The organism is Bradyrhizobium sp. UNPA324 (genome assembly GCF_006658635.1).
In the GTDB taxonomy this organism is placed as follows: Bacteria; Pseudomonadota; Alphaproteobacteria; order Rhizobiales; family Xanthobacteraceae; genus Bradyrhizobium; species Bradyrhizobium nanningense.
In genome coordinates this window covers 4,426,875-4,452,682 of sequence record NZ_LFJD01000004.1, presented here as the reverse complement: position 1 = coordinate 4,452,682, position 25,808 = coordinate 4,426,875, and the positions used below count along the sequence as shown (strand labels likewise).

The following is a 25,808-nucleotide window of genomic DNA, read 5'->3' as shown; positions in this document are numbered from 1 at the left end:
GTGGGCACCGGTTTTCCGAAAGATCATGCTCAGTCAAAAACGGCTAGAGCGCGATAAGATCGCGCTCTAGAGGATGCCGGGATGGACGCAAATGCCGCGGCCGTCAACCGGCGGCGATCGTCTGGATCATGACAATGCGATCGTTACCGGACTCGCAGCCCCAGAGCTCACCCGCCCGTCCGTCGAGCTGGCGCACATTGGCATTGGCCTTGTCGCTGGCGAACGTGTTGAACGTCTCGGTCGAAGGATCGAAGCGGACGATGGCGTTGGCGGAGAAATCGCTCAGCCAGACCTTGTCCTTGTCGTCGACATAGACCGCGTAGGGGCGGGGGCGCTCGCCCGGCAGCTTCCACGTCTTCCACGACCCATCGGCGGGATCGTGCACCGAGACATGGCCGCTGTTCCATTCGCTGACCCAGATCCGGCTTTTCGAGTCCGACCACACGCGCCGTGAGCCCTGGCCCGGGGTCGGTGGCTCGACGATGCTGGCATTGCCGGTCGCACGGTCGATCCTTGCGATATGGCTGCCGGCGAGCGAGGCGTACCAGACATCGCCCTTGGGGGTGACCGTGATGCCGTACGGGCCGACGCCCTTGGGCGCCCTGAACACCTTCATGTCGCCAGACGTCGGCGCGAGGCGGCCGTAATAGCCGGACTGGCCGGTGAACCAGTAGGTGCCTTCCTTGTCGAACACGCCGGTGTTGAGATTGGCAGCAGCGAACTTTTCGGGCAGGCGGAACAGCTTGACCGCGAGGTCGGACGGATCGACCCGCGCGATGGCGTTCTGGCCGCCCTCGGCGATCCAGGGCGCGCCGTCGGGGCCGATGGTCACGCCATGCGGAGCCGCGCCCTGACCGAGGCTGACCGTCTTGAAATGGCCATCGCGGGGATCGAGCCTGCCGAGCAGGCCCTTGCCCTGCGCCGTGAACCAGACCGAGCCGTCGGGGGCGGGGGCCAGATCGTGCAGGCCGATGCCGGCACTGATTTGGAAGTATTTTGTCCGGAACGGGCTCTCCTGGGCAAAACCTGGGCGGGCCGCCAGCAGGGCGGCGCTCGAGGCGAGAAACTGGCGGCGATTCATGGCGTTACCCCGACTGTTTGGGATTGAGGATGGACGCACGGATCTGGTCCTCAAACCTAATCCTGGGGACTTCACGCGTCAGTCGAAGCCCGCCGTCCAAGCGTTCACATTTGCTTGCGGCCCGTGTAAGACCCGCGGCACCGATCAGCCCTAACGAACGGAAGTGCACATCATGACCGCCATTATCGACATCATCGGCCGCGAAATCCTCGATAGCCGGGGCAATCCCACCGTCGAGGTCGATGTCGTGCTGGAGGATGGCGCGCTCGGCCGCGCTGCCGTGCCCTCCGGCGCGTCTACGGGTGCCCATGAGGCCGTCGAGCTGCGCGACGGCGACAAGGCCCGCTATCTCGGCAAGGGCGTCACCAAAGCGGTCGGCGCCGTCAACGGCGAGATCTTCGAGGCCCTCAGCGGCCTCGATGTCGAGCAGCAGGCCCAGATCGACCAGATCATGATCGATCTGGACGGCACGGCGAACAAGAGCCGGCTGGGCGCCAACGCCATCCTCGGCGTCTCGCTGGCTTGCGCCAAGGCGGCCGCGAACTCGCTCGACATGCCGCTCTATCGTTACGTCGGCGGCACCTCGGCGCGCCTGTTGCCGGTGCCGATGATGAACATCATCAATGGCGGCGTCCACGCAGACAACCCGATCGACTTCCAGGAATTCATGATCCTCCCCGTCGGCGCCTCGTCCTTCGCCGAGGGTCTGCGCTACGGCGCGGAAGTCTTCCACACGCTGAAGTCCGAATTGAAGAAGGCCGGCCACAACACCAATGTCGGCGACGAGGGCGGCTTTGCCCCGAACCTGCCCTCGGCCGACGCCGCGCTCGACTTCGTCATGAACGCGATCGGCAAGGCCGGCTTCAAGGCGGGAAGCGACATCGTGCTCGGCCTCGACTGCGCCTCGACCGAGTTCTTCAGGGACGGCAAGTACGTCTATGAAGGCGAGGGCAAGGCCCGCTCGATCTCCGAGCAGGCCAAGTACCTTGCTGACCTGGCCTCGCGCTATCCCATCGTGACGATTGAAGACGGCATGTCGGAAGACGACATGGACGGCTGGAAGGAGCTCACCGACCTCGTCGGCAAGAAGTGCCAGCTGGTCGGCGACGACCTCTTCGTCACCAACGTCAAGCGCCTCGCCGACGGCATCAAGGCCGGCCGCGCCAACTCGATCCTGATCAAGGTCAACCAGATCGGCACGCTGACCGAGACGCTCGCCGCCGTCGAGATGGCGCACAAGGCCGGCTACACCTCGGTGATGTCGCATCGCTCCGGCGAGACCGAGGATTCCACCATCGCCGATCTCGCGGTCGCCACGAATTGCGGTCAGATCAAGACCGGCTCCCTTGCACGTTCCGACCGCACCGCCAAATACAACCAGCTCCTGCGCATCGAGCAGCAGCTCGGCAAGCAGGCGCTCTACGGCGGCAAGGCGGCACTGAAGGCGCTGGCATAAGCCAGCGTCACCGCGCGAGGCGCGAAAAACGAAGACAGGGGAGGACCGACATGAGCGACGGCAGGACCGGACTGCAACTGCGTTCGCTGCTCAAGAAGAGCGGCGAGCTGGAATTGTCCCTCGTGAATGTCCCGACGCCGGAGCCGGCCGACGACGAGGTCGTGGTTCGGGTCGAGGCCACCCCGATCAACCCCTCCGACCTCGGGCTCCTGATCGGGCCCGCCGACATGTCGGCCGCCAAGGCCTCCGGCACCAAGGAGATGCCGGTCATCACCGCGACGATGCCGGAGGCCGCGATGCGGATGATGGGGGCCCGGCTCGATCAATCGCTGCCGGTCGGCAACGAGGGGGCCGGCACGGTGATCGGTGCCGGATCGTCGGACGCGGCGAAAGCCCTGATGGGCAAGACCGTGTCGATGATCGGCGGTGCGATGTACACGCAATATCGCGTGCTGAAAGTGCGCGACGTCATGGAGCTGCCGGCGGGCACCACGGCGGCCGACGGCGCGTCCTGGTTCGTCAATCCGCTGACCGCGCTCGGCATGACCGAGACGATGCGGCGGGAGAACCACAAGGCGCTCGTGCACACCGCGGCTGCGTCCAATCTCGGCCAGATGCTCAACAAGGTCTGCATCAAGGACGGCATCGGCCTCGTCAACATCGTCAGGAGCAAGGAGCAGGCCGACATCCTGCACACGATCGGCGCCAAATACGTCGTGGATTCCAGCGCACCAAGCTTCACGGACGATCTTACCAATGCGCTGGTCGAGACCGGCGCCACGATCGCGTTCGATGCCATCGGCGGCGGCAAGCTGGCCAGCCAGATCCTGACCGCCATGGAAGTTGCGGCCAACAAGACCGCGGAGGAATACAGCCGCTATGGCTCCAACGTGTACAAGCAGGTCTACATCTACGGCAGCCTGGACAACCGTCCGACCGAATTGAGCCGGTCGTTCGGACTAACCTGGGGCGTCGGTGGTTGGCTGCTGACGCCGTTCCTCCAGAAGATCGGTCCGGCCGAGATCAGCCGCTTGCGCCAGCGCGTGGCGTCCGAGCTCAAGACCACCTTCGCCAGTCACTACACCAAGGTGGTGTCGCTGACCGAGGCGCTCGATCCCGCCAACATCGCCGTCTACGCCAAACGCGCCACCGGCGAAAAATTCCTCATCAACCCAAATAAATAATCGTGATGTGCGAGGGCACGTCACCGCAGGAAGGTCTTGCCTTCTGAGCAAAGCGGGAGATTATTTCGCCGCTATTGAATGCGGAAACCGCAAGGGCTCAGAAGGGGACCTCTCCATGACCGATTTCAATCGTCGTCATCTGCTCGCAGGCGCCGCTGCCGCCGCTGCGGCTGCCGTGACCGGGCTTCGCCCGTCCATGATCAATGCCGCAGTGCCGCAAGCGGGGATGCAGGCGCCCGGCTTCTATCGCTACAAGGTCGGCAGCTACGAATGCACCTCGATCAACGACGGCGCGCGCACATTTCCGATGCCGGACAAGTTCGTCGCCAATCTGTCGAAGGACGAAGCGCTGGCCGCGGGCGCGGCGGCCTACATGCCGAAGGGCATGGTCACGGTGCCGTTCAACCCGCAACTCGTCAATACCGGCTCCAAGCTTGTCCTGATCGACACCGGCAACGGCATTGCGAATTTCGAGGCGAGCAAGGGTGCGGTCGGCCGCACGCTGCAAAACCTCCAGGCTGCAGGCGTCGAGGCGAAGAACATCGACGTCGTGCTGCTCTCGCATCTGCACCCCGATCACACCAACGGCATTCGCCTTGCCGACGGCGCGCTCGCGTTCCCCAATGCGGAGATCATGGTGCCGGGCAAGGACTGGGAATTCTGGACCAGCGAGGACAACGCGGCCAAGGCCGAGTCCAATCCGATGATGAAGAACTACTTCGCCAACGTGAAGAAGACCTTTGCCGGCCTGGAGTCCAAGGTCACCAAATACGAGTGGGGTAAGGAGGTCGCGCCGGGCATCACCTCGATCGCAACGCCGGGCCATACGCCGGGCCACACCTCGTTCGCGGTCGCATCGGGCGATGCCAAGGTGCTGATCCAGTCCGACGTCACCAACATTCCGGAATTCTTCCTGCGCAATCCCGACTGGCACGTGATGTTCGACAACGATGCCGCGCTGGCGCAGGAGACGCGCCACAAGTTCTACGACATGGCGGCGGCGGAGAAAGCGACCGTGATCGGCTTCCACTTCACGTTCCCGTCGGTCGGCCACGTCGAGAAGGACGGCGCCAAATATCGCCTGATCCCGTCGGCCTGGAATCCGACGATCTGACCGGGTGGGACGTCTGTGCCAGAGATCAGGCCGCCGCATGGCGGCCTGATTGTTTTGGGCGACCATCTGCTTTCGCGAAACACAGCGTTTCCAAATCGGGTCAGTTCATGCACTTGCATCAATTGGCCCGGATCGCTTAAGTGGCCCGGCACTTCCCCTCAAGGTTTCAAGGACACCTCATGGCTCACACCATCGTCACGATCGCCGGCAGCCTGCGCAAGGAGAGCTTTTCGCTGAAGATCGCCAACGCGCTCGCCAAGCTCGCGCCTGATACGCTGAAGCTCGAGGTTATCACGCCGGCGGGGATCTCGTTCTTCAATCAGGACCTCGAGGGTGCACCGCCCGCGGACTGGCTGGCCTTCCGCGACAAGCTTCAGAGATCGAACGGCGTCCTGTTCGTCACCCCCGAATACAATCGCTCGATCCCGGGCGTCCTCAAGAACGCCATCGACGTCGCCTCGCGTCCCTATGGCAAGAGCTCGCTCCTCGGCAAGCCGGTCGGCATCATCTCGAACTCGCCGGGACCGCTTGGCGGCGTCAGCGCGGCCAAGCATCTGCAGAATATCCTGCCGGGCATTTCCGGTCTGCTGCTCCAGCAGCCGGAAATCTACCTCAACGCCGTCGGCGATGCGTTTGATACGGACGGCAACCTGATCAAGGACTCCCTGAAGACGGTGCTGCAGCAATACATCGGCGCCTTCGCCGCGCACGTGGCGAAGAACCAAGGCTGAGCACGCACTCTCTCCGTCATGGCCGGGCTTGTCCCGGCCATCCACGGCTTTGCGGATCAAGACCAAGAACGTGGATGCCCGGGACAAGCCCGGGCATGACGACGGGTGGGGGGCTTGATTAGCACTCCCTTAACCAACCTGTCCCATCTTCCCAGGATGGTCTCCCGCGCACGCCTGAAATCGATCCTGACCGGACTTGCCCTCTACGCGATGGCGGCCGCGATCGTCGGCTATTTCGGCATCAACGCCTATACCGGCAAATACGGCCTCAACGCCCGTCAGGAACTCGACCAGGAGATCATCGCACTGACCAGCGAACTGGCCCAGCTCAAGCGCGAGCGCGCCAAGAGCGAGCAGCGGGTGTCGCTGCTGCGGTCCGAGCGGATCGACCCCGACATGCTGGACGAGCGGGCGCGCTTCCAGCTCGACTATGTCAATCCGCGCGATTTGGTTCGGATGATCCCGGCGAAGTAGCGTTTTCCGCAAGCTTCGAAACCGACACGAAAGCCGCTGCCGAAATCCGACCATTGTGCCCGCGGCTCCTGCGAAGGTCGTAAGTCCGGAACCTGCCGGTTGCCTTGACGGCAGCGCCGCGACGGGCTCATGGCTTTCCGTGGCGCTCTTTCGAAGTTGACGCAGATCAAACAGGTGGCGCCGGCACGTTCTAGTCTATCATCCGGAGGAAACTGTGATGAATGGGTCGGTGCCCCGGCATCACGCGGCCCGTGTCGAGGCCGCCATCGCGTCAGGCCAGGCGGCACGATCCGCGCTCGTGGCCTCGTGGCGCCGTTCGTCCAGATTGCATCATCTCGATCCCGGCGGCCGCACCTCGCCGATACGGCTGACCGAAACCGAGCTGCACCAGGCGCGCGAGCGCGTCGCGCCGCTTCTGGCTGCCGCGCAAGGCGCGATGGACCGGCTGTATCAGGCCGTTGGCGCCAGCGGCTGCTGCGTGCTGCTTGCCGACGGCGAGGGTGTGCCGGTCGATCGTCGCGGCACAGCGGCGGATGACGCGACGTTTCAGTCCTGGGGCCTGTGGACCGGTGCGCTCTGGAGCGAGGAGCACGAAGGCACCAACGGCATCGGCACCTGTCTCGTCGAGCAGCGTGCGCTGACGATCGACCGCGACCAGCATTTCTTCGCCCGCAACACGCTTCTGAGTTGCACCGCGGTTCCGATCTACGACCATGAGGCGGCGCTTGCCGGCGTGCTCGACGTCTCCTCCTGCCGCGCCGACCGGACCGATGCATTTTCCAGTCTGATCGCGCTCGCGGCGGGCGAGGCGGCCAAGCGGATCGAAGCCGATCTGTTCCGTAAGGCGTTCGCCCATGCCCGCATCGTGCTGACGCAGGCCGCGGACGGTCAATGCGGGGGACTCGTCGCGGTCAATGCGGACGATCTCGTGATCGGCGCGACCCGCTCCGCCCGGCTGGCGCTCGGAATTGCCCCTGGCCGGGCATTGCAGCCGGTACCCGCAGCCGATCTGCTCGGCGGCGATACCGCGCGCGATCATCTTGCCAGCGGTCAGCGCGCCGTGGTGCAGCGGGCGTTGCTCCGCGCCGGCGGCAATGTCTCGGCGGCCGCCAAGGCCCTCGGCGTCAGCCGGGCCACGCTGCATCGGAAGCTGAAGCGGTTCGAGCTGAACCACTGAGCCGCGTCGTATCTCTCAGCCGTCATTGCGAGGAGCCCGCGACAAAATTGCGAAGCAATTTTGCGCTGGCGACGAAGCAATCCAGAGCCCCTCCATGGAAAGATTCTGGATTGCTTCGCTGCGCTCGCCATGACGCCGTGGAAGCTGCCAGCGCTCAATCTCGCACTGCCTTGCCCCCCGACCTGTCGCAGAACTGCGACAGGTCTGCTCCGCCATCGCTCCTACCTGGGCTGACAAAAAACACCTCTCGCATCATCGTCCGCGCAAGTCGCGGGCCACGCGACGAATTGCGCAAATAGCAATCAACGGGAGTGATCAATGAACAAGGTGGAATTCCTCAATCTCACGAAGAATCCCTTCGCCGCGAGCTACGACAATTTCATCGGCGGCAAATGGGTGGCCCCGCGTTCCGGCAAATACTTCGACAACGTCTCCCCGGTGACCGGCCAGGTCGTCTGCAAGATCGCGCGCTCCGACGCGCAGGACATCGAGGCCGCGCTCGATGCGGCGCATGCGGCCAAGGGCGCCTGGGGACGGACCAGCGTCGTGGAACGCGCGATCATCCTCAACAAGATCGCCGATCGCATGGAAGAGAACCTCGAGCGGCTCGCGATCGCCGAAACTTGGGACAACGGCAAGCCGATCCGCGAGACCCGCGCTGCCGACCTGCCGCTGGCGATCGACCACTTTCGCTATTTCGCCGGCGTCGTGCGCGGCCAGGAAGGCACGATCGGCGAGATCGATGATGACACCGTCGCCTACCACTTCCACGAGCCGCTCGGCGTCGTCGGCCAGATCATTCCCTGGAACTTCCCGTTGCTGATGGCCTGCTGGAAGCTCGCGCCCGCGCTCGCCGCCGGCAATTGCGTGGTGCTCAAGCCGGCCGAACAGACCCCTGCATCGATCCTGGTCTGGGCCGATATCATCGGCGACCTCCTGCCGCCCGGCGTCCTCAACATCGTCAACGGCTTCGGCCTCGAAGCTGGCAAGCCGCTGGCATCCAGCCCGCGCATCGCCAAGATCGCCTTCACCGGCGAGACCACGACGGGCCGGCTGATCATGCAATATGCCAGCCAGAATCTCATCCCCGTCACGCTCGAGCTCGGCGGCAAGTCGCCGAACATCTTCTTCAAGGACGTGCTGGCCGAGGATGACGATTTCTTCGACAAGGCGATCGAAGGCTTCGTGATGTTCGCTCTGAACCAGGGCGAGGTCTGCACCTGTCCGAGCCGGGCTCTGATCCATGAGTCGATCTACGAGCGTTTCATGGAGCGAGCGCTCAAGCGCGTTGCCGCCATCGTCCAGGGCGACCCGCGCGATGCCGCGACCATGATCGGCGCGCAGGCCTCCGGCGAGCAGTTGGAGAAAATTCTTTCCTACATCGACATCGGCAAGCAAGAAGGTGCCAAGATCCTGGCCGGCGGCGCGCGTGCGAAGCTTTCCGGCGATCTTGCCGGCGGCTTCTACGTCCAGCCCACGGTGTTCCACGGTCACAACAAGATGCGGATCTTCCAGGAGGAGATCTTCGGACCGGTCGTGTCGGTCACGACGTTCAAGACCGATGAAGAAGCGCTGTCGATCGCCAACGACACGCTCTACGGCCTCGGGGCCGGCATCTGGAGCCGCGACGCCAACCGCTGCTACCGCTTCGGCCGCGCCATCCAGGCGGGCCGGGTCTGGACCAACTGCTACCACGCCTATCCCGCGCACGCGGCATTCGGCGGCTATAAGCAGTCGGGCATCGGGCGCGAGACCCACAAGATGATGCTCGATCACTATCAGCAGACCAAGAACCTCCTGGTCAGCTATAGCCCGAAGAAGCTCGGCTTCTTCTGATCGACTAGCAGGGCGGCGCAATCCATTCTCCCATTGCGCCGCCCTGCGTACTGGCGGGGCACGGCTCATGCACGACAAGGTCAGCGCCACGGACGCAGCGCTCGAGCTCCTGGCCGAGATCTGTGCGGATCACGGCCCCGTCCTATTTCATCAGTCCGGCGGTTGCTGCGACGGCTCGTCGCCGATGTGCTATCCGGCCGGCGAGCTCGTCATCGGTGAGACCGACGTACTGCTTGGTTATATCGGCGGCATGCCGTTCTATATCAGCGGCCCGCAATTCGAGGCTTGGAAGCACACCGACCTCATCATTGATGTCGTTGCCGGGCGCGGCGGAATGTTCTCATTGGACAACGGACGGGAGAGGAGGTTCTTGACCCGGTCCCGAATCTGTTCGCGCGGCGGCGGCGATTAGATTTGTTGCCCGATCAGCGCCAAAGATTTTCCAATATTTCGACCACGTTGCAGTGCGGCATAATGAAAGTCGTGCCATGTCGCCGCGGTGCTTTCCAAGGGCGTTTGACTTGGGTTAGAGAGGGCGAGAGTTTTCTCTGACCCGGAATTCCTATGGCCGCACCCAAGAAAGCCGCCGCAAGCACTCCACAGGACAAGACCGACGGCGGTTCGCCTCCGGAATTCACCAGGGAGCAGGAGCTCAAGGCGCTCCGCGACATGCTCCTGATCCGGCGGTTCGAGGAAAAGGCCGGCCAGCTCTACGGCATGGGCGCGATCGGCGGTTTCTGCCACCTCTATATCGGTCAGGAGGCCGTGGTGGTCGGCATGCAGATGGCCCTGAAACAGGGCGATCAGGTCATCACCGGCTATCGCGATCACGGCCACATGCTCGCCACCGGCATGGACGCCAACGGCGTCATGGCCGAGCTCACGGGCCGCCGCGGCGGCTATTCCAAGGGCAAGGGCGGCTCCATGCACATGTTCAGCAAGGAGAAGCACTTTTACGGCGGCCACGGCATCGTCGGCGCCCAGGTCTCGCTCGGGACGGGCCTCGCCTTCGCCAATCACTATCGCGGCAGCGACAATGTCAGCGTCACCTATTTCGGCGACGGTGCGGCCAATCAGGGCCAGGTCTATGAGAGCTTCAACATGGCGGAGCTCTGGAAGCTGCCGGTGATCTACGTCATCGAGAACAACCGCTACGCCATGGGCACCTCGGTCTCGCGCGCCTCGGCCCAGCAGGATTTCTCCAAGCGCGGCGCGTCCTTCAACATCCCCGGCAAGCAGGTCGACGGCATGGACGTCCGCGCCGTGAAGGCTGCGGGCGAGGAGGCGGCGGCCTGGTGCCGCGCCGGCAAGGGCCCCTACATCCTGGAGATGCAGACCTACCGCTATCGCGGCCACTCGATGTCCGACCCTGCAAAATATCGCACACGCGAGGAGGTCGAGAAGGTCCGCCACGACCAGGACCCGATCGAGCAGGTGCGCAACCGCCTGTTGGCCGCCAAGGTCGGTGAGGCCGATCTCAAGGCGATCGACGCCGAGGTACGCGACATCGTCAACGCCTCCGCCGATTTCGCCCAGCATGATCCCGAGCCGGATGCCGCCGAGCTCTGGACCGACGTTTACCGCTGAACGCGCGCAAGCTTTCGTTTGGAGAAGATATGCCAATTCAAGTGCTGATGCCCGCGTTGTCGCCCACGATGGAGAAGGGCAATCTCGCCAAGTGGCTGAAGAAAGAGGGCGAGACGATCAAGTCCGGCGACGTCATCGCCGAGATCGAGACTGATAAGGCGACGATGGAGGTCGAGGCGACCGATGAGGGGACGCTCGGCAAGATCCTGATCCCCGAGGGGACCGCCGACGTCGCCGTGAACACGCCGATCGCGACCATCCTCGCGGACGGCGAGAGCGCGGCGGATCTCGCCAAGGCGCCCGCGCCGGCCCAGCAGGAGAAAGCCGCGGAATCGGCAGCCCCGGCCGCCGCAAAGGCCGAAGCACCTCGGCCCAAAGCCGCTCCCGCGCCGCAGGCCGTCGCTGAACCCGATCCGGAAGTGCCCGCTGGCACCGAGATGATCACGCAGACCATCCGTGAAGCGCTGCGCGATGCCATGGCCGAGGAAATGCGCCGCGATGCGGATGTCTTCGTGATGGGCGAGGAGGTCGCCGAATATCAGGGCGCCTACAAGGTCACGCAAGGGTTGCTCCAGGAGTTCGGCGCCAAGCGCGTCATCGATACCCCGATCACCGAGCACGGCTTTGCCGGCGTCGGCGTCGGCGCCGCGATGACAGGCCTCAAGCCCATCGTCGAGTTCATGACTTTCAACTTCGCCATGCAGGCGATCGACCAGATCATCAACTCGGCGGCCAAGACGCTCTATATGTCCGGCGGCCAGATGGGCTGCTCGATCGTATTTCGCGGCCCGAACGGAGCCGCCGCCCGCGTCGCCGCCCAGCACAGCCAGGACTATTCGGCCTGGTACTCCAACGTTCCCGGCCTCAAGGTCGTCGCCCCGTTCTCGGCGGCCGATTACAAGGGCCTGCTCAAGGCCGCGATCCGCGACCCCAATCCGGTGATCTTCCTCGAGAACGAGGTGCTCTACGGTCACACCGGCGAAGTCCCCAAGCTCGACGACTTCGTGATCCCGATCGGCAAGGCCCGCATCGTGCGCTCCGGCAGCCACGTCACCATCATCTCCTGGTCGAACGGCATGACCTACGCGCTCAAGGCCGCCGACGAGCTCGCCAAGGACGGCATCGAGGCCGAGGTGATCGATCTGCGCACGCTGCGCCCGATGGACACCGAGACCATCGTCAACTCGGTCAAGAAGACCGGCCGTGCCGTGACGGTGGAAGAGGGCTGGGCCCAGAGCGGCGTCGGCGCCGAGATCGCCGCGCGCATCATGGAGAACGCGTTCGATTATCTGGACGCGCCTGTTACGCGCGTCTCCGGCAAGGACGTGCCGATGCCCTATGCCGCAAATTTGGAGAAGCTCGCGCTGCCCTCGGCGGCGGAAGTCGTCGAGGCCGCCAAAGCCGTCTGCTACAGGTAGATCATGGCGGGTCCGAAGGAGCAGCCACTGCCGCCCGACGTCATGACCCGCGAAGACGCGGTCGAGATTTTGCGCGTGTTCGTGCTGGATGGCGGGCTGTCGATGGCGTTCCAGCGCGCCTTCGAGGAGCCCGACATGTGGGGCCTGTTGCTGGTCGATCTCGCCCGCCACGCCGCGCGCGCCTATGCGCGCGAGAGCGAATATACCGAGGAGGACGCGCTGAACCGGATCCTGGAGATGTTTCAGGCCGAGATCGAGCGTCCCACCGACACCGGCACCACGACGCCGCGCGGCAAGGGGCACTGACCGTGGCGATCGAATCCCATCATTTCGATTTCATGCTGGAGGCGATCCGCGAGGCCGAGGCTTCGATCGCGCAAGGCGGACTGCCGATCGGCGCCGTGCTGACGCGCGATGGCAAGATCATCGCCCGCGGCCACAACAACCGTGTGCAGGAGAACAACCCGATCCTGCACGGCGAGATGAGCTGCCTGCGCGAAGCCGGCGCGATCTCGTTCCACGACACGATCATGTACACCACGCTGTCGCCATGCGCGATGTGTGCCGGCGCGCTCGCGCTGTTCAAGGTCAAGCTGGTGGTGATCGGAGAGTCCGTCACCTTCGCGGGCTCCAAGGACATCCTCGACAAGTTCGGCATCCCCTGGATCGACCTTGCCGACGACCGCTCCATCGCCATGATGAAGAATTGGCGTTCCATCCCCGCCAATGAGCGCCTCTGGCAAGGCGACATCGGCAACTAAACCTGGTCTGTTCGTCTTCGGCCGTCGAAGACGAATTTTTGCAAAGTTCTTCTTGAGGTCAGCATGCCCATCAACATCCTGATGCCCGCTCTCTCGCCGACGATGGAGAAGGGCAACCTCGCCAAGTGGCTGAAGAAGGAAGGCGACAAGGTCAAATCCGGCGATGTCATCGCCGAGATCGAGACCGACAAGGCGACGATGGAGGTCGAGGCCATCGACGAGGGCACGATCGCCAAGATCCTGGTGCCCGAGGGCACGCAGGACGTCCCGGTCAACGACGTGATCGCGGTGCTGGCCGGCGAGGGCGAGGACGTGAAGGCGGCAGGTAGCGCCAAGCCCAGCGCTTCGGCCGCGCCTCCGAAAGCTGCTGAAGCACCCGCTGCGGCGCCGGCTCCCGCGCCTGCGCCGGCCGTGCCTAAGGCGGCCCCGCCGCCCGCTGCTGCACCGGGGCCGCAGGCCGCTCCGGCCGCGCAGAGCAACGGCCATGGCGGCCGCGTATTCTCATCGCCGCTGGCGCGGCGCCTTGCCAAGGAAGCCGGCATCGACGTCGGCATGGTCACCGGCACCGGTCCGCACGGCCGCGTGGTCGCCCGCGACGTCGAGCAGGCCAAGTCGGGCAAGGGCCTCAAGGCGCCCGCGGCTGCGCCGTCGGGCGCGCCCGCGATCGCGCCGACCATGTCGGACAAGCAGATCCTGTCGCTGTTCGAGCCCGGCTCCTACGACATCGTCCCGCATGACGGCATGCGCCGCACCATTGCGCAACGTCTGACGGCGTCGATTCAGAACGTCCCGCATTTCTATCTCACCATCGACTGCGACATCGGCAAGCTGCTCGCCGCGCGTGAGGAGATCAATGCGGCAGCTCCGAAGGACAAGGAGAAGAAGCCGCTCTACAAGATTTCGGTCAACGACTTCGTCATCAAGGCGATGGCGGTCGCGCTGCAGAAGATCCCGAACTGCAACGTGAGCTGGACCGAAAGCGGCATGGTCAAGCACCATCATTCCGACGTCGGCGTTGCCGTGGCGATGCCCGGCGGCCTGATCACGCCCATCATCCGGAAAGCGGAGACCAAGACGCTCTCCATCATCTCCAACGAGATGAAGGATTTTGCCGCGCGCGCACGGTCCCGCAAGCTGAAGCCGGAGGAATACCAGGGCGGCACTACCGCGGTCTCCAACCTCGGCATGTTCGGCATCAGCCACTTCACCGCCGTGATCAATCCACCGCATGCGACCATTCTCGCGGTCGGCACCAGCGAGGAGCGGCCGGTGGTACGCGGCGGCAAGATCGAGATCGCGAATATGATGAGCGTGACCCTGTCCTGCGATCACCGCGCCATCGACGGCGCGCTCGGCGCCGAGCTGATCGGCGCGTTCAAGCAGCTGATCGAAAATCCCGTGATGATGATGGTCTGAGATGGCGCATGACGACGCGCTGGCCCTGGATCTCGATGCTGGTTTCGCTGATCCTCACGCTCAATCCATACGGCATCGAGATTATTGAGGCCGCCTTCTTTGCCGGCGAGGCGCTGTCGCGCAGCATCTGGGCGCCGATCGCACTCACCATCTTCGCCATCATGGCGGCGGTCATTCTCATGGAATGGCTGATCAGAATCTACATCTTCAGACGCCGCGCCCGCGGCGCAACGACCGCTTGAGTTGAACGGGAGCCGCCATGGCCGATACATCCTTCGACGTCATCATCATCGGCTCCGGTCCCGGCGGCTATGTTACCGCGATCCGCGCCGCCCAGCTCGGCTTCAAGGTCGCGATCGTCGAGAAATCCTATCTCGGCGGCATCTGCCTGAACTGGGGCTGCATCCCGACCAAGGCGTTGCTGCGCTCGGCCGAGATCTACCACTACATGCAGCACGCCAAGGATTACGGCCTGTCGGCGGAGAAGGTCTCGTTCGATCCGAAGGCCGTGGTGCAGCGCTCGCGCGGCGTCTCCAAGCGGCTCAATGACGGCGTCGGCTTCCTGATGAAGAAGAACAAAGTCAGCGTGATCTGGGGCGCGGCTTCGATCGACGCGCCCGGCAAGGTCACCGTGAAGAAGTCCAACGTCGAAGCTCCGAAGGGCTCGCTGGGCGAGGGGACCTACCAGGCCAAGCACATCATCGTCGCAACGGGTGCGCGGCCGCGCGTGCTGCCGGGGCTCGAGCCCGACAAGAAGCTGGTCTGGACCTATTTCGAGGCGATGGTACCGGAGCGGATGCCGAAGTCGCTGCTGGTGGTCGGCTCCGGCGCGATCGGCATCGAGTTCGCCTCGTTCTTCCACACCATGGGAAGCGACGTCACTGTGGTCGAGGTGCTGCCGCAGATCCTGCCCGTCGAGGACGCCGAGATCGCGGGCCTCGCGCGCAAGCGCCTGGAGAAGCAGGGCATCAAGATCATGTCCTCGACCAAGGTCACCAAGCTGGAGAAGAAGGCCGACAGCGTCGTCGCCACCATCGACGACGGCAAGGGCAAGCCTGTGACCACCGAGTTCGAGCGGGTGATCTCGGCGGTCGGCGTCGTCGGCAATATCGAGAATCTCGGCCTGGAAAAGCTCGGCGTCAAGACCGACCGCGGCATCATCGTGGTCGACGGTTACGGCAAGACCAGCGTTCCCGGTATCTATGCGATCGGTGACGTCGCAGGTCCTCCCATGCTCGCGCACAAGGCCGAGCATGAGGGCGTGATCTGCGTCGAGGCGATCAAGGGCCTCAAGCCGCATCCCATGGACAAGAACATGATCCCGGGCTGCACCTATTGCCAGCCGCAGGTCGCCTCCGTCGGCCTCACCGAAGCCAAGGCCAAGGAGAACGGCCGCGAGATCCGCGTCGGCCGTTTCCCCTTCGTCGGCAACGGCAAGGCCATCGCGCTCGGCGAGGACCAGGGTTTGGTCAAGGTCATCTTCGACAAGAAGACTGGCCAGCTGCTCGGCGCCCACATGGTCGGCGCGGAAGTGACCGAGCTGATCCAGGGCTACGTCGTCGCCATGAACCTGGAGACCACGGAAGAAGAGCTGATGCACACGGTATTCCCGCATCCGACCCTGTCGGAGATGATGAAGGAAGCCGTGCTGGATGCGTATGGAAGGGTGCTGAATATCTAACCGCCGCCGTCATTGCGAGCGAAGCGAAGCAATCCAGGCTGCCTCAACGGAAAGACTCTGGATTGCTTCGCTTCGCTCGCAATGATGAGCAGAGAGAGCTGTTTGCAGAATAAGAAGGAAACCACCCCATGCACGACAACGACAACCTCACCATCGAACGCCCGACCTTCGTCACCCATCTCGAATGTGCGATGGAGGGCGATCACTACGCCGCCGACCAGGTCCATAATCTCTCCAAGGCCGGCAAGCCGCTTCTCGTCCGCTACGATCTCGCCGGCGTGAAGAAGGCGCTGACCAAGGACGCACTCGCGCAGCGGCCCGGCGACATGTGGCGCTACCGCGAGCTGCTGCCGGTGCGCAAATGCAAGGACATCGTCTCGCTCGGCGAAGTCACGACGCCACTGATCCGGCTGCCGAAGCTCGGCAAGAAGCTCGGTGGCGGCGAGATCATCGTCAAGGACGAGGGCCGTTTGCCGACCGGCTCGTTCAAGGCGCGCGGTCTGGTGATGGCGGTGTCGATGGGCAAGGCGCTCGGCATCAAGCACATGGCGATGCCGACCAACGGCAATGCCGGCGCGGCGCTGGCGGCCTATGCGACGTCCTGCGGCATCAAGACCACGATCTTCTGCCCGGCCGATACGCCGGAGGTAAACGTCAGCGAGATCGAGTTGCAGGGCGCGACTGTCTACCGTGTCAACGGCTATATCGACGATTGCGGCAAGATCGTCGGCGAGGGCAAGGCAAAAGTTGGCTGGTTCGACACCTCGACGCTGAAGGAGCCGTACCGCATCGAGGGCAAGAAGACGATGGGCCTCGAACTCGCCGAGCAGCTCGACTGGGACGTGCCCGACGTGATCTTCTATCCGACCGGTGGCGGCACCGGTCTGATCGGCATGTGGAAGGCGTTCGACGAGCTGGAGAAGATCGGCTTCATCGGGAGCAAGCGCCCGCGCATGGTCGCGGTGCAGGCCTCCGGCTGCGCGCCGATGGTGCGGGCCTATGAGGCTGGCACCGAGCACGCCACGCGCTGGGAGGACGCGCACACTATCGCCTCCGGTATACGCGTGCCGCAGGCGATCGGCGATTTCCTCATCCTGCGCGCGGTGCGCGAGAGCAAGGGCTTTGCCATCGCCGTCGACGACGACAAGATTTCGGCGGCGCTGAACGAGGTCGCGCGCGAGGAGGGGCTGCTGCTGTGTCCCGAGGGCGCGGCCACTTACGCCGCCTACAAGGAAAGCCTGGCCGATGGCCGGGTCTCGAAGGGCGACCGCGTGATGCTGTTCAACTGCGCCACCGGCCTGAAATACCCGCTGCCGCCGGTCACTCGCACGCTCGACCGGCACAAGCCGATCGATTATTCCCAATTTTAGCGCGGCAATACGCCACGAATGATCCCTCTTCCCGTACGCGGGAAGAGCAAAAATAATATCGACATCGCTGGGGAGAAGACAATGAAAGCCGCCTGGGCTGCGCTGTTTGCTGTTCTCGCTGTGACCGGCGCCGCGCGCGCCGACGAGTTTCCCTCCCATCCCATCACCATCATCGTGCCGTTCGCGGCGGGCGGCCCGTCGGATGCGATGGCGCGCGTGCTGGCCGAGCGGATGCGCACCTCGCTTGGCCAGGCCGTCGTGGTCGAGAACGTCACCGGCGCGGGCGGCTCGATCGGCGTCGGCCGCGCGGTGCAATCGCCGCCGGACGGCTACACCATCTCGTTCGGCCATCTCGGCACCCACGTCGCCAACGGCGCCGTCTACAAGCTCAAATACGACCTCGTCGCCGATCTCGAGCCGGTGGTGCTGCTGCCGAGCAATCCGATGATCGTCGTCAGCAAGAATGCGGTGCCCGCGACCTCCCTGAAAGAGCTTCTGGAGTGGTTGAAATCACGGCCGTCGCCGCCGACAGCGGGCACCGCCGGTGCCGGCTCCGGCAGCCACATCGCCGGCGTCTATTTTGAAAGCGTTTCCGGCATCAAGCTGCAATATGTGCCCTATCGCGGCACCGCGCCCGCACTGAACGATCTCATCGCCGGCCAGATCGACGTCATCGTCGACCAGACCTCCAACTCGATCGCCCAGGTCCGCGCCGGCACCATCCGCGCCTATGCCGTCACCGACAGCAAGCGCCTGGCCTCGGCGCCCGACATTCCGACCGCGGAGGAGGCGGGCCTGAAGGGCTTCAACATGACGCTGTGGTCGGGAATGTGGGTGCCGAAGGGCACGCCGAAGGAGATCGTGACGAAGCTCAACGCCGCGGCCGTGGACGCGCTGAACGATCCCGCCGTGAGGAAGCAGCTCGAAAACCAGGGGCTGGAGATGACACCGAAGGATCAGCTCACGCCCGAGGCGCTCGGCGCCCGACAGAAGGCCGGGATCGCAAAATGGTGGCCGATCATCAAGGCGGCGAACATCAAGGTGGATTGACGGCCGGGCGATCACCCCCTGGTTTCGTCATCTGCCGCCAGCGCCCGGTCCAGGCATTGCATCATATCCGTAGGGGCGAACGGCTTGCCGAGAAAACAGGTTGCGCCGGCCTTGAGCGCGCGCGCACGCACGCTCTCGTCCGGGAAGCCAGTGATCAAGATGAACGGCGTAGCCGAGCCCTGCGCGCGCATCTGAGTCAGCAGATCGATACCGGTCATCAACGGCATCTGCACGTCGGCGATCACGCACGAGGTGTCGGTCGAATCGGTCGACCTCAGAAACTCTTCGGCGGAGGCGAATGTGTGGACGATGTATCCGCGGGATTTCAACAGGTTGTTGATCGCGGCCCGCACATAAGGGTCATCGTCAAGCACCGAAATGACCGAAGCCACTGACAAGACGTCCGCTCCTCGTCCCGGATTACGCTTGCCGTCGCCGCGGCTGTACATAAACACGCAAGGTGGACCTGCCAGTCACGATTGGAAACTCATACTTAGGTTTGTGCGTCCGGCTTGTTGGCCCCAATCCCGAGCGCCTCGCTCATTCTCACCAGATCGGCCAACGACTTCGCGCCCATTTTCCGCATGATCTGGCCGCGATAGATTTTGACGGTGATTTCGGCCAATCCGAGCTGGGCGGCCACTTGCTTGTTCATCAGGCCGGACGTCACCAGTGACAATACATCTCGCTCCCGAGAGGACAGTGACTCGAAGCGTGATCTCACGGTCGAGACCGTCCTGTTGAGCTCGCGGCGCTTGCGGTCCCGCTCGATAGCGGCCTGAACTGCGTCCAAGATGTCCTGGTCGCGAACCGGCTTGGTCAAGAAGTCGATTGCGCCGCTCTTCATGGCCCGAACCGTCATGGGAATATCACCATGTCCCGTAATGAAGATGATGGGCGTGTGGATGTTCGCCTTGGCAAGATCCGACTGCAGGTCGAGGCCGCTGGTTCCGGGCAAGCGGATGTCGAGCACCAGGCAACTGGGAACTTCCGGGGGCTTGGCGTGGAGGAGTTGCAGTGCCGAGCCGAATGCTTCGACCTTGAGGCCGACCGACTCGAAAAGATTGGTGAGAGCGCGGCGAATCGACGCGTCGTCGTCGACGATGAAGACGATTGGCTGGTCGCCGTCCTGCTGCGGCGCAGGCTCCGCGCGCTCGGTCACGATGTTTCCTCTCGATGGAGGGGCAGGATGATCTGAAAAGTCGCACCCCGCTCCTGGCTCGGTGCGGCGGAAAGCTGTCCGCCATGGGCCTCGATGATGGATCGACAGATCGACAGTCCCATGCCCATGCCGGAGGACTTCGTCGTAAAAAACGGCATGAACAGGCGGTCTATCGCCTGTTCGCTGATGCCGAATCCGCAGTCGGAAACGCTCACCAACATCGCGCCATCACCGCTCGTCCCTGAACGGATCGTCAGCTCGCGCGGGCGATCGTTGACGTCTTCCATCGCCTCGATCCCGTTCATGATCAGGTTGATCAGCACCTGTTGCAACTGGATTCGATCGCCAAAGATCTTCGGCAGTGCCGACGACAACTCCATTCGCACCGATACGGCGTGGCTGGCCATCTCGCGCTGAACGAGCGCGACGGCCTCCCGTACGACCACGTTGGCGTCGAGTGGAACCATCTCGATGCCGGACCGCTTGGCGAGCGCCCGGACGTGGCGGATCACGTCGCTGGCACGCGTGCCGTCCTCGATGATCCACTCTACGGATCGGCGGGCCGCTTTGAGATCGGGCGGACTGCGCTGCAGCCAGGCGAGGCAGGCGTCGGCATTTGCGATGACTGCGGCGAGCGGCTGATTGATTTCGTGGGCAATGGAAGCGGTCAGCTCACCCAGTGTCGTGACACGCGTCACATGGGCGAGCTCGGCCTGGGCCCTCCGCAGCGCCTCTTCGGCCTGATTGGTCCGGATCGCGGCGGTCACGTCGGTGCAGACGCCACGATAGCCCAGAAAAACGCCGTCCGCGTCGAAGAACGGCTTGCCGCTGGTCCGGACGTAGATCGGCTTCCCGTTGCGGTCTTTGCTGCGATACACCAAGTCGCGAAACGGGACGTGGGCGTCGAGCGCCGCCCGATGCTTTTGCCATTTTTCCGGTTCGAGATCGGCATCCGGCGCGATGTCCCAACGCGTAAGTCCGATCAGGCCCGCGGGGGCGGCGATGGTATCTGAGTGTTCCGATATCTGGGTAACGCGATGGTCTGGCCCCGTCTCCCAGAACCAGTCAGAGGCGGTTTCGGCATAGTCGCGGAAGCGCTGCTCGCTGTCACGCAGTTTGCGCTCTGCCTCCTTGGTCGCCGTGATGTCGGTCACCGATCCGACGAATTCGACGTGACCGTTCGCATCCCGCATCGCCCGGGCTACCGCTCGGACGTACTTGATCGAGCCGTCGGGCATCACGAGCCGGTATTCGTGATCGAAAGCCTTTTCCTCGCGTGCCGCCCGACCCGTGGTCCGTTGCACCGCAAGCCGGTCCTCCGGATGGATACGCTCGAGCATGAGCGGGATCTCGGGCTTCGTCCCCTCCTCGAATTGGAAGATGCGATAGGTCTCCTTGGACCAGGTGATCTCGCCGGTCGCGGCCTTCCAGCCGAAACTGCCGGTGTGGCTCAATTCCTGCGCCTGGGCGAGATAGGCCTCGCTCTGTCGCAGCGCATTCTCCGCTTCCTTTCGCTCGGTGATGTTCTCGCAGGCCACCAGGACGATCGGTCCGCCATTGGCCCGCAGCATGGTCTTGGCGTTCTCGCGCACCCATAGCACCGAGCCGTCCTTGCGAACCTTCCGGATTTCCCAGGTGTGTGATTGATCAATGGTCTTAAGGCACAGCGCGACACACGTCCGGACGAAATCGCGATCTTCCTCGAAGAAGACATCCAGCACCGATCGGCCGATCAATTCCGCGGGCTTGTAGCCCAGCTGCGCCGCGCCGAACGTGTTCACGTTGATCACGGTTCCGGCCGGATCGACCATGAAGTACATGACCGGGTTGTGTTCGAAGACCTGCTGCCACTGCTTGACCGCCTCGAGCAGACCGGCGTCAGGCTCAGTGCGCGGCCTGGCGGTGACAACCTGCCTGACACAGCCGACGAGGAGTTGCGCGGCTGACTTCCCGAACGTTGCTGCCCGGCCCGGCTTCATCGCAGACGCTCCCGGCGCTCTCTGCGTGAACACGAGTAGAGCACGTTGCCGCGAGGGGAGCAATTCCGGCCAAAGTCGGACGGGCAATCATGGCGTGCGCCTCTGAACCGACCGCTGCGCTGTCCATTGCGGCGCACCGAGTACGCCATGCCGGCGGGATCTTCACGGTGACCGTGCATCCGGAGCATGGTGCGCCGTCTCGTTGAACATGAGCCGGGGGAGCCCTGAGCGAGTACGGGACAAACCTAGGTATAGGGCCTCCATGCCTAATCATATCGGCCATTTACCTCCGTACAATTGAGCATCTCGTGCCCGGCGAACTAGCCTCATGACCAATCGGGAGTGTCGACCAGCCGATCGCAGCGAGCGCACGAGAACCGGTCTGAAGCTTGCGGCCGAGATGTTTGACCGACAGGCAACGACCGGGGGCAAACCGCCGCAATTCTCGAGATGCAGCCGCCGCCGCGACAATGCACGACCCGCATGAGGTCGAAGGGAACGAACTGGCAAAGCGCAAGCAATCAAGCGACAGAGGGAGATAACAATGTGCGATACATCAGTACTTCCTGAGCGTGGCCTATCCCAGTCCGAACGTTGCCCTTCAGTCAATGGCTGTGCGGTGTGCGGCGGCAAGTTCGGTCTGATCCGCTACTATTCCTGGCGCACCGCGCTCTGCTCCAAGAGGTGTGTCGATCGCTTCCGTACCCGTCGCGAACGCGACCGCCGGTGGTTGTTCCGGGTACAGGTTGCCTGAGGCCGAATTAGAGAACTGACATCGTTCCGAAGGTCTGACCCGGGAGCCCGTGCGTTGAAGCGCTCATGCAAGCTCTTGTGCTCGCTAGTCCTCCTCGGCTCCGCTGCGGTCCAGGCACAGGAGACTGGACAAGGTGCCGTTCATCGCCAGCATCCACCCCAGGACCAGGCGCTGCACGAGAAATTCTATTCGACCTGGCACATGCCGGACAATCCGAGCCTCAGTTGCTGCAACAGCGCTGACTGCTATCCGACCGACATCAAATACGTCGACGGCCAGATCTATGCTCGGCGCCGGGAGGACGGGAGATACATTCTGATCCCACCCCAGAAGGTGGAGCGAAACAGGGATAATCCGGACGGCCGAAACCATCTTTGCGCTCCACCACCCGCACTGTCTCCGTTGGACAGCGTTTACTGCTTCGCCTTGGGAGGTGCCACATGAGATTCGCCTTCGTGCTCGTGAACGACCGGACCCCGTTCCGGCACACCTGGTGCATGCAGTGCTGTGAGCCGATCAGCGGCGGCTATCTCCGCGAGATCGCGACCCGTCTGCCTTACTGCGACTATCAGTGCTACGCGCTGTTCTGCGAGGCGCTCGCGACAGATGGCGTGAGGGCGGCGTCATGAAATTCGTGGTGGTCAATCACGAGCCCCCGTTGCGCGCGGCCACGTGCAGCACCTGCTCGCGGTCGCTCCGCTCCGGCTATGTCCGGCATGCGCGCACACAGCGCCGTTTCTGTGACTACGATTGCTACCGGCGCGGCGAACTCGTCACGTTCTTCACGCAATGGTCAATGCCTGGGCGCACAGAGCCGGCCGCCGCGAACGTCGAGCTTGCCGCTCGCAACATGATCGAGACGATGGCGGTCCTGGGGGCGGTCTGGTGCTGGAGCTGCACGATGCACGCTTGGACCTTCGCAAGAGCTTTGACCGGCGCATCCCTGGAAGGTCGCGATCTGATCACGATGGAAGGAGGTGACATCTAGCTGCGCGACTGCACTCGCGTGGAAGCCGCAGCGACGCAACCTTGCAGGCGCCGGTGTCCAGCCCCGGCGGCGTCGACTAGGGAGCGGACGCTGCGGCCGCCACGGGTGCCATTGCTCCGGCCTCGTGCGTGACGACGCGCTGATCGCTCTTGCCGGCGACCATGCCGCTGCCCTCGAGCCTTGCGCGGTAGACCAGCACGTTCTCCATCACGCGCTGGACGTAGTTGCGCGTCTCGGACAGCGGGATGCGCTCGACCCAGTCGACCGGATCGACCTTGGGATCCCTGGGATCGCCGCGCGCCTGCACCCATTCGCGCACGCGGCCGCGGCCGGCATTGTAGCCGGCGAAGGTCATGATCTGGTTGCCGCGATATTCCGACAGCAGCGCGCTGAGCTCGGCCGCGCCCATCTGGGTGTTGTAGACGGGATCGGAGACCATCTTGTCCCAGTCGTAGGTCAAGCCGAAGCGTTTTGCGGTATCGCGCCCGGCTTCCGGCGTCACCTGCATGAGGCCGACGGCATTGGCGGCCGACTTGTCGCGCTGGTCGAACGAACTCTCGGTGCGCGCCACCGAATAGATCACGCTGGTCTCGATCGCCGGCGCGACCTGCTTGTGTTCGGGGATGCCGATGGTGGGGAAGGCGTAATGGTCGAGCGCGAGTCCGCGCGCCAGCGCCGTCTTGCCGACCTCCAGCATGACGCGCGCATCGTTGCGCTGGCCGGCGAGCTCGCCGAGCGCTTCAAGCGCTGTAATATCAGTGCTCTCCTTGGCAAAGTCCTCGGCGTAATAGAACACCACGTCGCGCTCGCCGATGCCGTAGAGCATGTCGGCGGCGCGCACGCGCTCGTCCGCGGGCGGCGTCTCGGCGGCGGCCAAGACGGGCGAGGGCGGACGCAACTCGATGCGGTCGAGGCCAAGCCTTGCACGCGCCAGCTGGCCGTAATAGGCCGTCGGATAGCGCGATGCCGCCCGATAGCTCATGCGCGCATCGGCAGTCGCGCCCATCGCCTCGGCGGCGCGGCCGCGCCAGTAATGGGCGCGCGATAGCGCGATCGGATTGGCCGAGCCTTCGTCGACGGCGGCGAAGTGCGCCATCGCCGTCTTGGGATCGTTCAGAAAGCGCAGCGCGATCCAGCCGCACATGAAATGATAGTCGACGCGATAGACTTCCTTCTCCGGCACCGCGGCTGTGCGCACCACGTCATAGGCGGTCCTGGACTTGCCCTGGTCGAGCAGCTTGCGGGCGAGCAGGCGGCGCTCGCGCCACCAGACATCGGTATCCTGCGCCGCCATGGTCTCGGGCGCTGCGGCCAGGATCACCTCGGCGGCGTCGTCGATGCGGTCCTTCTGCAGGTGCCATTGCGCGTGGCACAGCACATAGCCGAGATCGCGGCGCGCTTCGCTCGGCACATCCTCGAGATAATCCTTGGCCTTGCTGGCCTTGCCGGTCACGGCGGCGCAGGCCTTGACGATCGCAAGCGCGTCCTCGCCGAGCCGTTTTGCGGCGCGCCGCGCGCCGGCGTAGTCCTTGGCGCCGATCCGCTTGTCCATGCGGGCGCGATGATCGTCCGCGGTGAGGAGATCGCGGAACGCCTCGTAGGAATCCTCCTCGCTGCGCTCGGACAATTCATCCGTGCGCCAGGCCTCGCGCACCAGCCGCGTGGCCCGGTCGGTGTCGCCTTCGGCGAGCAGCACGCGGGCGAGCGCGAACTTGCCCTTGGCGCTGGTCGGACGATCCATCGTGAATTTGTGCACAATGGCGGCGTCGCTCTTCTCCTGCCACAGCCGCGCCTCGGCACGGCGGCGCAGCAGCGCGCGGCTCGGCCAGTCCGGATTGGCCGTGAGGAAGGCGGCGTAGCGCTTGAAATTCGCGGTGCTCTCGGAATGGCGCAGCATGAACCAGTCCGCGAGCTTCTGTCCGGCGGGATCGATGATGCGGTCGCGCGCCGCGCTCGCGTCATCGCTCTTGCCCTTGCGCGCGAGGTCGATCGCGTCCTTCAGCGCGGCGAGGTCGCCGGTCAGCGCCGGTGCGGCCGGCTTGTCCGCAGGCAAGTCGTCGGTCTTCTTCGACCTGCGCTTGGCCTCGGCATGCTTGCCGTGGCGCGATTTTGCCGAGGACTTGGCCGCCGCATGACGCGGCTTGCCGGCTTTCGCCTCATGCGACTTCTTCGGCGCGGATGATTTGTGGCTGCTCTTGGCCGCCAGCTCGGTGGGGAGGAGGGCCAATGCGGCCACGGCAACGACACACGCGAGCGAGCGTAGGCACTGGTTCATTCGATGGTCCCCCTGCGAAACCACTACAAACCAAGGTCCGCGACGACATGCGGCTTGAGAATCAAAGACGACACCAAACGATGCCACGGTATCGTCTCCCATTCCTCACGCTGTCGCAACAATGCGGCAAAATCCGGATTGGAACTCGGGAACTCACCAAGTGTCGGCACAGGCAATTCTTTAATCTTTTGTTAACGTATTGGGCCCGCGCGCCGCGCCAAACGGCTCCCGGCGTCACGGAGGCACAGATGCACGTGTTCCGGCGGCCAAATCAGGTGTATTGAGTTCCCTAGTTCCGTCCTTTCAGCCTTTGC

24 protein-coding genes are annotated in these 25,808 nt (G+C 64.1%); 19 read left to right on the top strand and 5 right to left on the bottom strand.

The genetic code is table 11. From position 1 onward, the window contains the following. Positions 1-103: 103 nt before the first annotated feature. On the bottom strand, positions 104-1,081 hold the full coding sequence (locus tag UNPA324_RS21420; protein WP_141935804.1) for a Vgb family protein: 978 nt from the start codon (positions 1,079-1,081) through the stop codon (positions 104-106). A gap of 172 nt (positions 1,082-1,253) precedes the next feature. Here UNPA324_RS21420 and eno point away from each other — a divergent pair, with 172 nt between their 5' ends. The 17 genes from eno (at position 1,254) to UNPA324_RS21335 (ending at position 18,336) form a co-directional block, all read left to right on the top strand. Continuing rightward, a complete protein-coding gene (eno, locus tag UNPA324_RS21415) occupies positions 1,254-2,537 on the top strand; it encodes a phosphopyruvate hydratase (protein WP_128919383.1) in 1,284 nt (427 codons plus the stop codon). Positions 2,538-2,587: 50 nt separating this feature from the next. After that, positions 2,588-3,721: a zinc-binding dehydrogenase gene (locus UNPA324_RS21410; protein WP_141935802.1), complete on the top strand. Its 1,134-nt coding sequence runs from the start codon at positions 2,588-2,590 to the stop codon at positions 3,719-3,721. A gap of 115 nt (positions 3,722-3,836) precedes the next feature. Continuing rightward, positions 3,837-4,835 (top strand): MBL fold metallo-hydrolase, encoded by a 999-nt coding sequence (locus UNPA324_RS21405; protein WP_128948515.1) that lies wholly within the window; start codon positions 3,837-3,839, stop codon positions 4,833-4,835. A 179-nt stretch (positions 4,836-5,014) separates the two neighbouring features. Beyond that, a complete protein-coding gene (locus UNPA324_RS21400) occupies positions 5,015-5,566 on the top strand; it encodes an NADPH-dependent FMN reductase (RefSeq protein WP_141935800.1) in 552 nt (183 codons plus the stop codon). 156 nt (positions 5,567-5,722) lie between these two features. Next, on the top strand, positions 5,723-6,040 hold the full coding sequence (locus tag UNPA324_RS21395) for an FtsB family cell division protein (RefSeq protein ID WP_128919387.1): 318 nt from the start codon (positions 5,723-5,725) through the stop codon (positions 6,038-6,040). Positions 6,041-6,257: 217 nt separating this feature from the next. Further along, a complete protein-coding gene (locus UNPA324_RS21390) occupies positions 6,258-7,217 on the top strand; it encodes a helix-turn-helix domain-containing protein (RefSeq protein ID WP_164936248.1) in 960 nt (319 codons plus the stop codon). 318 nt (positions 7,218-7,535) lie between these two features. After that, positions 7,536-9,053: an aldehyde dehydrogenase gene (adh, locus tag UNPA324_RS21385; protein WP_128919389.1), complete on the top strand. Its 1,518-nt coding sequence runs from the start codon at positions 7,536-7,538 to the stop codon at positions 9,051-9,053. Positions 9,054-9,120: 67 nt separating this feature from the next. Further along, complete coding sequence (locus tag UNPA324_RS21380) at positions 9,121-9,465, top strand: DUF779 domain-containing protein (protein WP_128919390.1); 345 nt, start codon at positions 9,121-9,123, stop codon at positions 9,463-9,465. A gap of 152 nt (positions 9,466-9,617) precedes the next feature. Continuing rightward, positions 9,618-10,640 (top strand): pyruvate dehydrogenase (acetyl-transferring) E1 component subunit alpha, encoded by a 1,023-nt coding sequence (pdhA, locus tag UNPA324_RS21375; protein WP_128919391.1) that lies wholly within the window; start codon positions 9,618-9,620, stop codon positions 10,638-10,640. Between the two features lie 29 nt (positions 10,641-10,669). Beyond that, on the top strand, positions 10,670-12,058 hold the full coding sequence (locus tag UNPA324_RS21370) for a pyruvate dehydrogenase complex E1 component subunit beta (RefSeq protein ID WP_141935798.1): 1,389 nt from the start codon (positions 10,670-10,672) through the stop codon (positions 12,056-12,058). Positions 12,059-12,061: 3 nt separating this feature from the next. Next, entirely contained in the window at positions 12,062-12,364 is a 303-nt protein-coding gene (locus UNPA324_RS21365; protein ID WP_092181243.1) for a DUF5076 domain-containing protein, read from the top strand. Positions 12,365-12,366: 2 nt separating this feature from the next. After that, on the top strand, positions 12,367-12,819 hold the full coding sequence (locus UNPA324_RS21360) for a nucleoside deaminase (protein WP_128919393.1): 453 nt from the start codon (positions 12,367-12,369) through the stop codon (positions 12,817-12,819). Between the two features lie 63 nt (positions 12,820-12,882). Then, complete coding sequence (locus UNPA324_RS21355) at positions 12,883-14,235, top strand: pyruvate dehydrogenase complex dihydrolipoamide acetyltransferase (RefSeq protein WP_128919394.1); 1,353 nt, start codon at positions 12,883-12,885, stop codon at positions 14,233-14,235. 8 nt (positions 14,236-14,243) lie between these two features. Further along, positions 14,244-14,477, top strand: coding sequence for a hypothetical protein (locus UNPA324_RS21350; protein ID WP_128919395.1), 234 nt, complete (start codon positions 14,244-14,246; stop codon positions 14,475-14,477). Between the two features lie 17 nt (positions 14,478-14,494). Next, positions 14,495-15,916 (top strand): dihydrolipoyl dehydrogenase, encoded by a 1,422-nt coding sequence (gene lpdA, locus UNPA324_RS21345; protein WP_128919396.1) that lies wholly within the window; start codon positions 14,495-14,497, stop codon positions 15,914-15,916. 128 nt (positions 15,917-16,044) lie between these two features. Continuing rightward, positions 16,045-17,286: a threonine synthase gene (locus tag UNPA324_RS21340; protein WP_128919397.1), complete on the top strand. Its 1,242-nt coding sequence runs from the start codon at positions 16,045-16,047 to the stop codon at positions 17,284-17,286. 81 nt (positions 17,287-17,367) lie between these two features. Next, positions 17,368-18,336 carry a tripartite tricarboxylate transporter substrate binding protein BugD gene (locus UNPA324_RS21335; protein WP_181769465.1) on the top strand — a complete coding sequence of 323 codons (969 nt, stop codon included), beginning with the start codon at positions 17,368-17,370 and terminating at the stop codon, positions 18,334-18,336. A gap of 11 nt (positions 18,337-18,347) precedes the next feature. On the opposite strand, the gene UNPA324_RS21330 is transcribed toward UNPA324_RS21335, so the two are convergent. From UNPA324_RS21330 to UNPA324_RS21320, 3 genes are all read right to left on the bottom strand, one after another. Then, on the bottom strand, positions 18,348-18,734 hold the full coding sequence (locus tag UNPA324_RS21330) for a response regulator transcription factor (protein ID WP_164936250.1): 387 nt from the start codon (positions 18,732-18,734) through the stop codon (positions 18,348-18,350). 95 nt (positions 18,735-18,829) lie between these two features. Beyond that, the gene (locus UNPA324_RS21325) at positions 18,830-19,498 is read right to left on the bottom strand and encodes a response regulator transcription factor (protein WP_128919399.1); all 669 of its coding nucleotides are present in this window, start codon (positions 19,496-19,498) and stop codon (positions 18,830-18,832) included. Then, entirely contained in the window at positions 19,495-21,477 is a 1,983-nt protein-coding gene (locus tag UNPA324_RS21320) for a PAS domain S-box protein (protein WP_128919400.1), read from the bottom strand. The genes UNPA324_RS21325 and UNPA324_RS21320 overlap by 4 nt, the downstream gene beginning before the upstream one ends. 1,194 nt (positions 21,478-22,671) lie before the next feature. On the opposite strand from UNPA324_RS21320, the gene UNPA324_RS21305 reads away from it, so the two are divergent. Then, positions 22,672-22,860, top strand: coding sequence for a hypothetical protein (locus UNPA324_RS21305; RefSeq protein ID WP_128919403.1), 189 nt, complete (start codon positions 22,672-22,674; stop codon positions 22,858-22,860). Then, positions 22,857-23,219: a hypothetical protein gene (locus UNPA324_RS21300; RefSeq protein WP_141935794.1), complete on the top strand. Its 363-nt coding sequence runs from the start codon at positions 22,857-22,859 to the stop codon at positions 23,217-23,219. Before UNPA324_RS21305 ends, UNPA324_RS21300 begins: the two co-directional genes overlap by 4 nt. A 76-nt stretch (positions 23,220-23,295) precedes the next feature. On the opposite strand, the gene UNPA324_RS21295 is transcribed toward UNPA324_RS21300, so the two are convergent. Continuing rightward, positions 23,296-25,494 (bottom strand): lytic transglycosylase domain-containing protein, encoded by a 2,199-nt coding sequence (locus tag UNPA324_RS21295; protein ID WP_141935792.1) that lies wholly within the window; start codon positions 25,492-25,494, stop codon positions 23,296-23,298. Positions 25,495-25,808 lie beyond the last annotated feature (314 nt).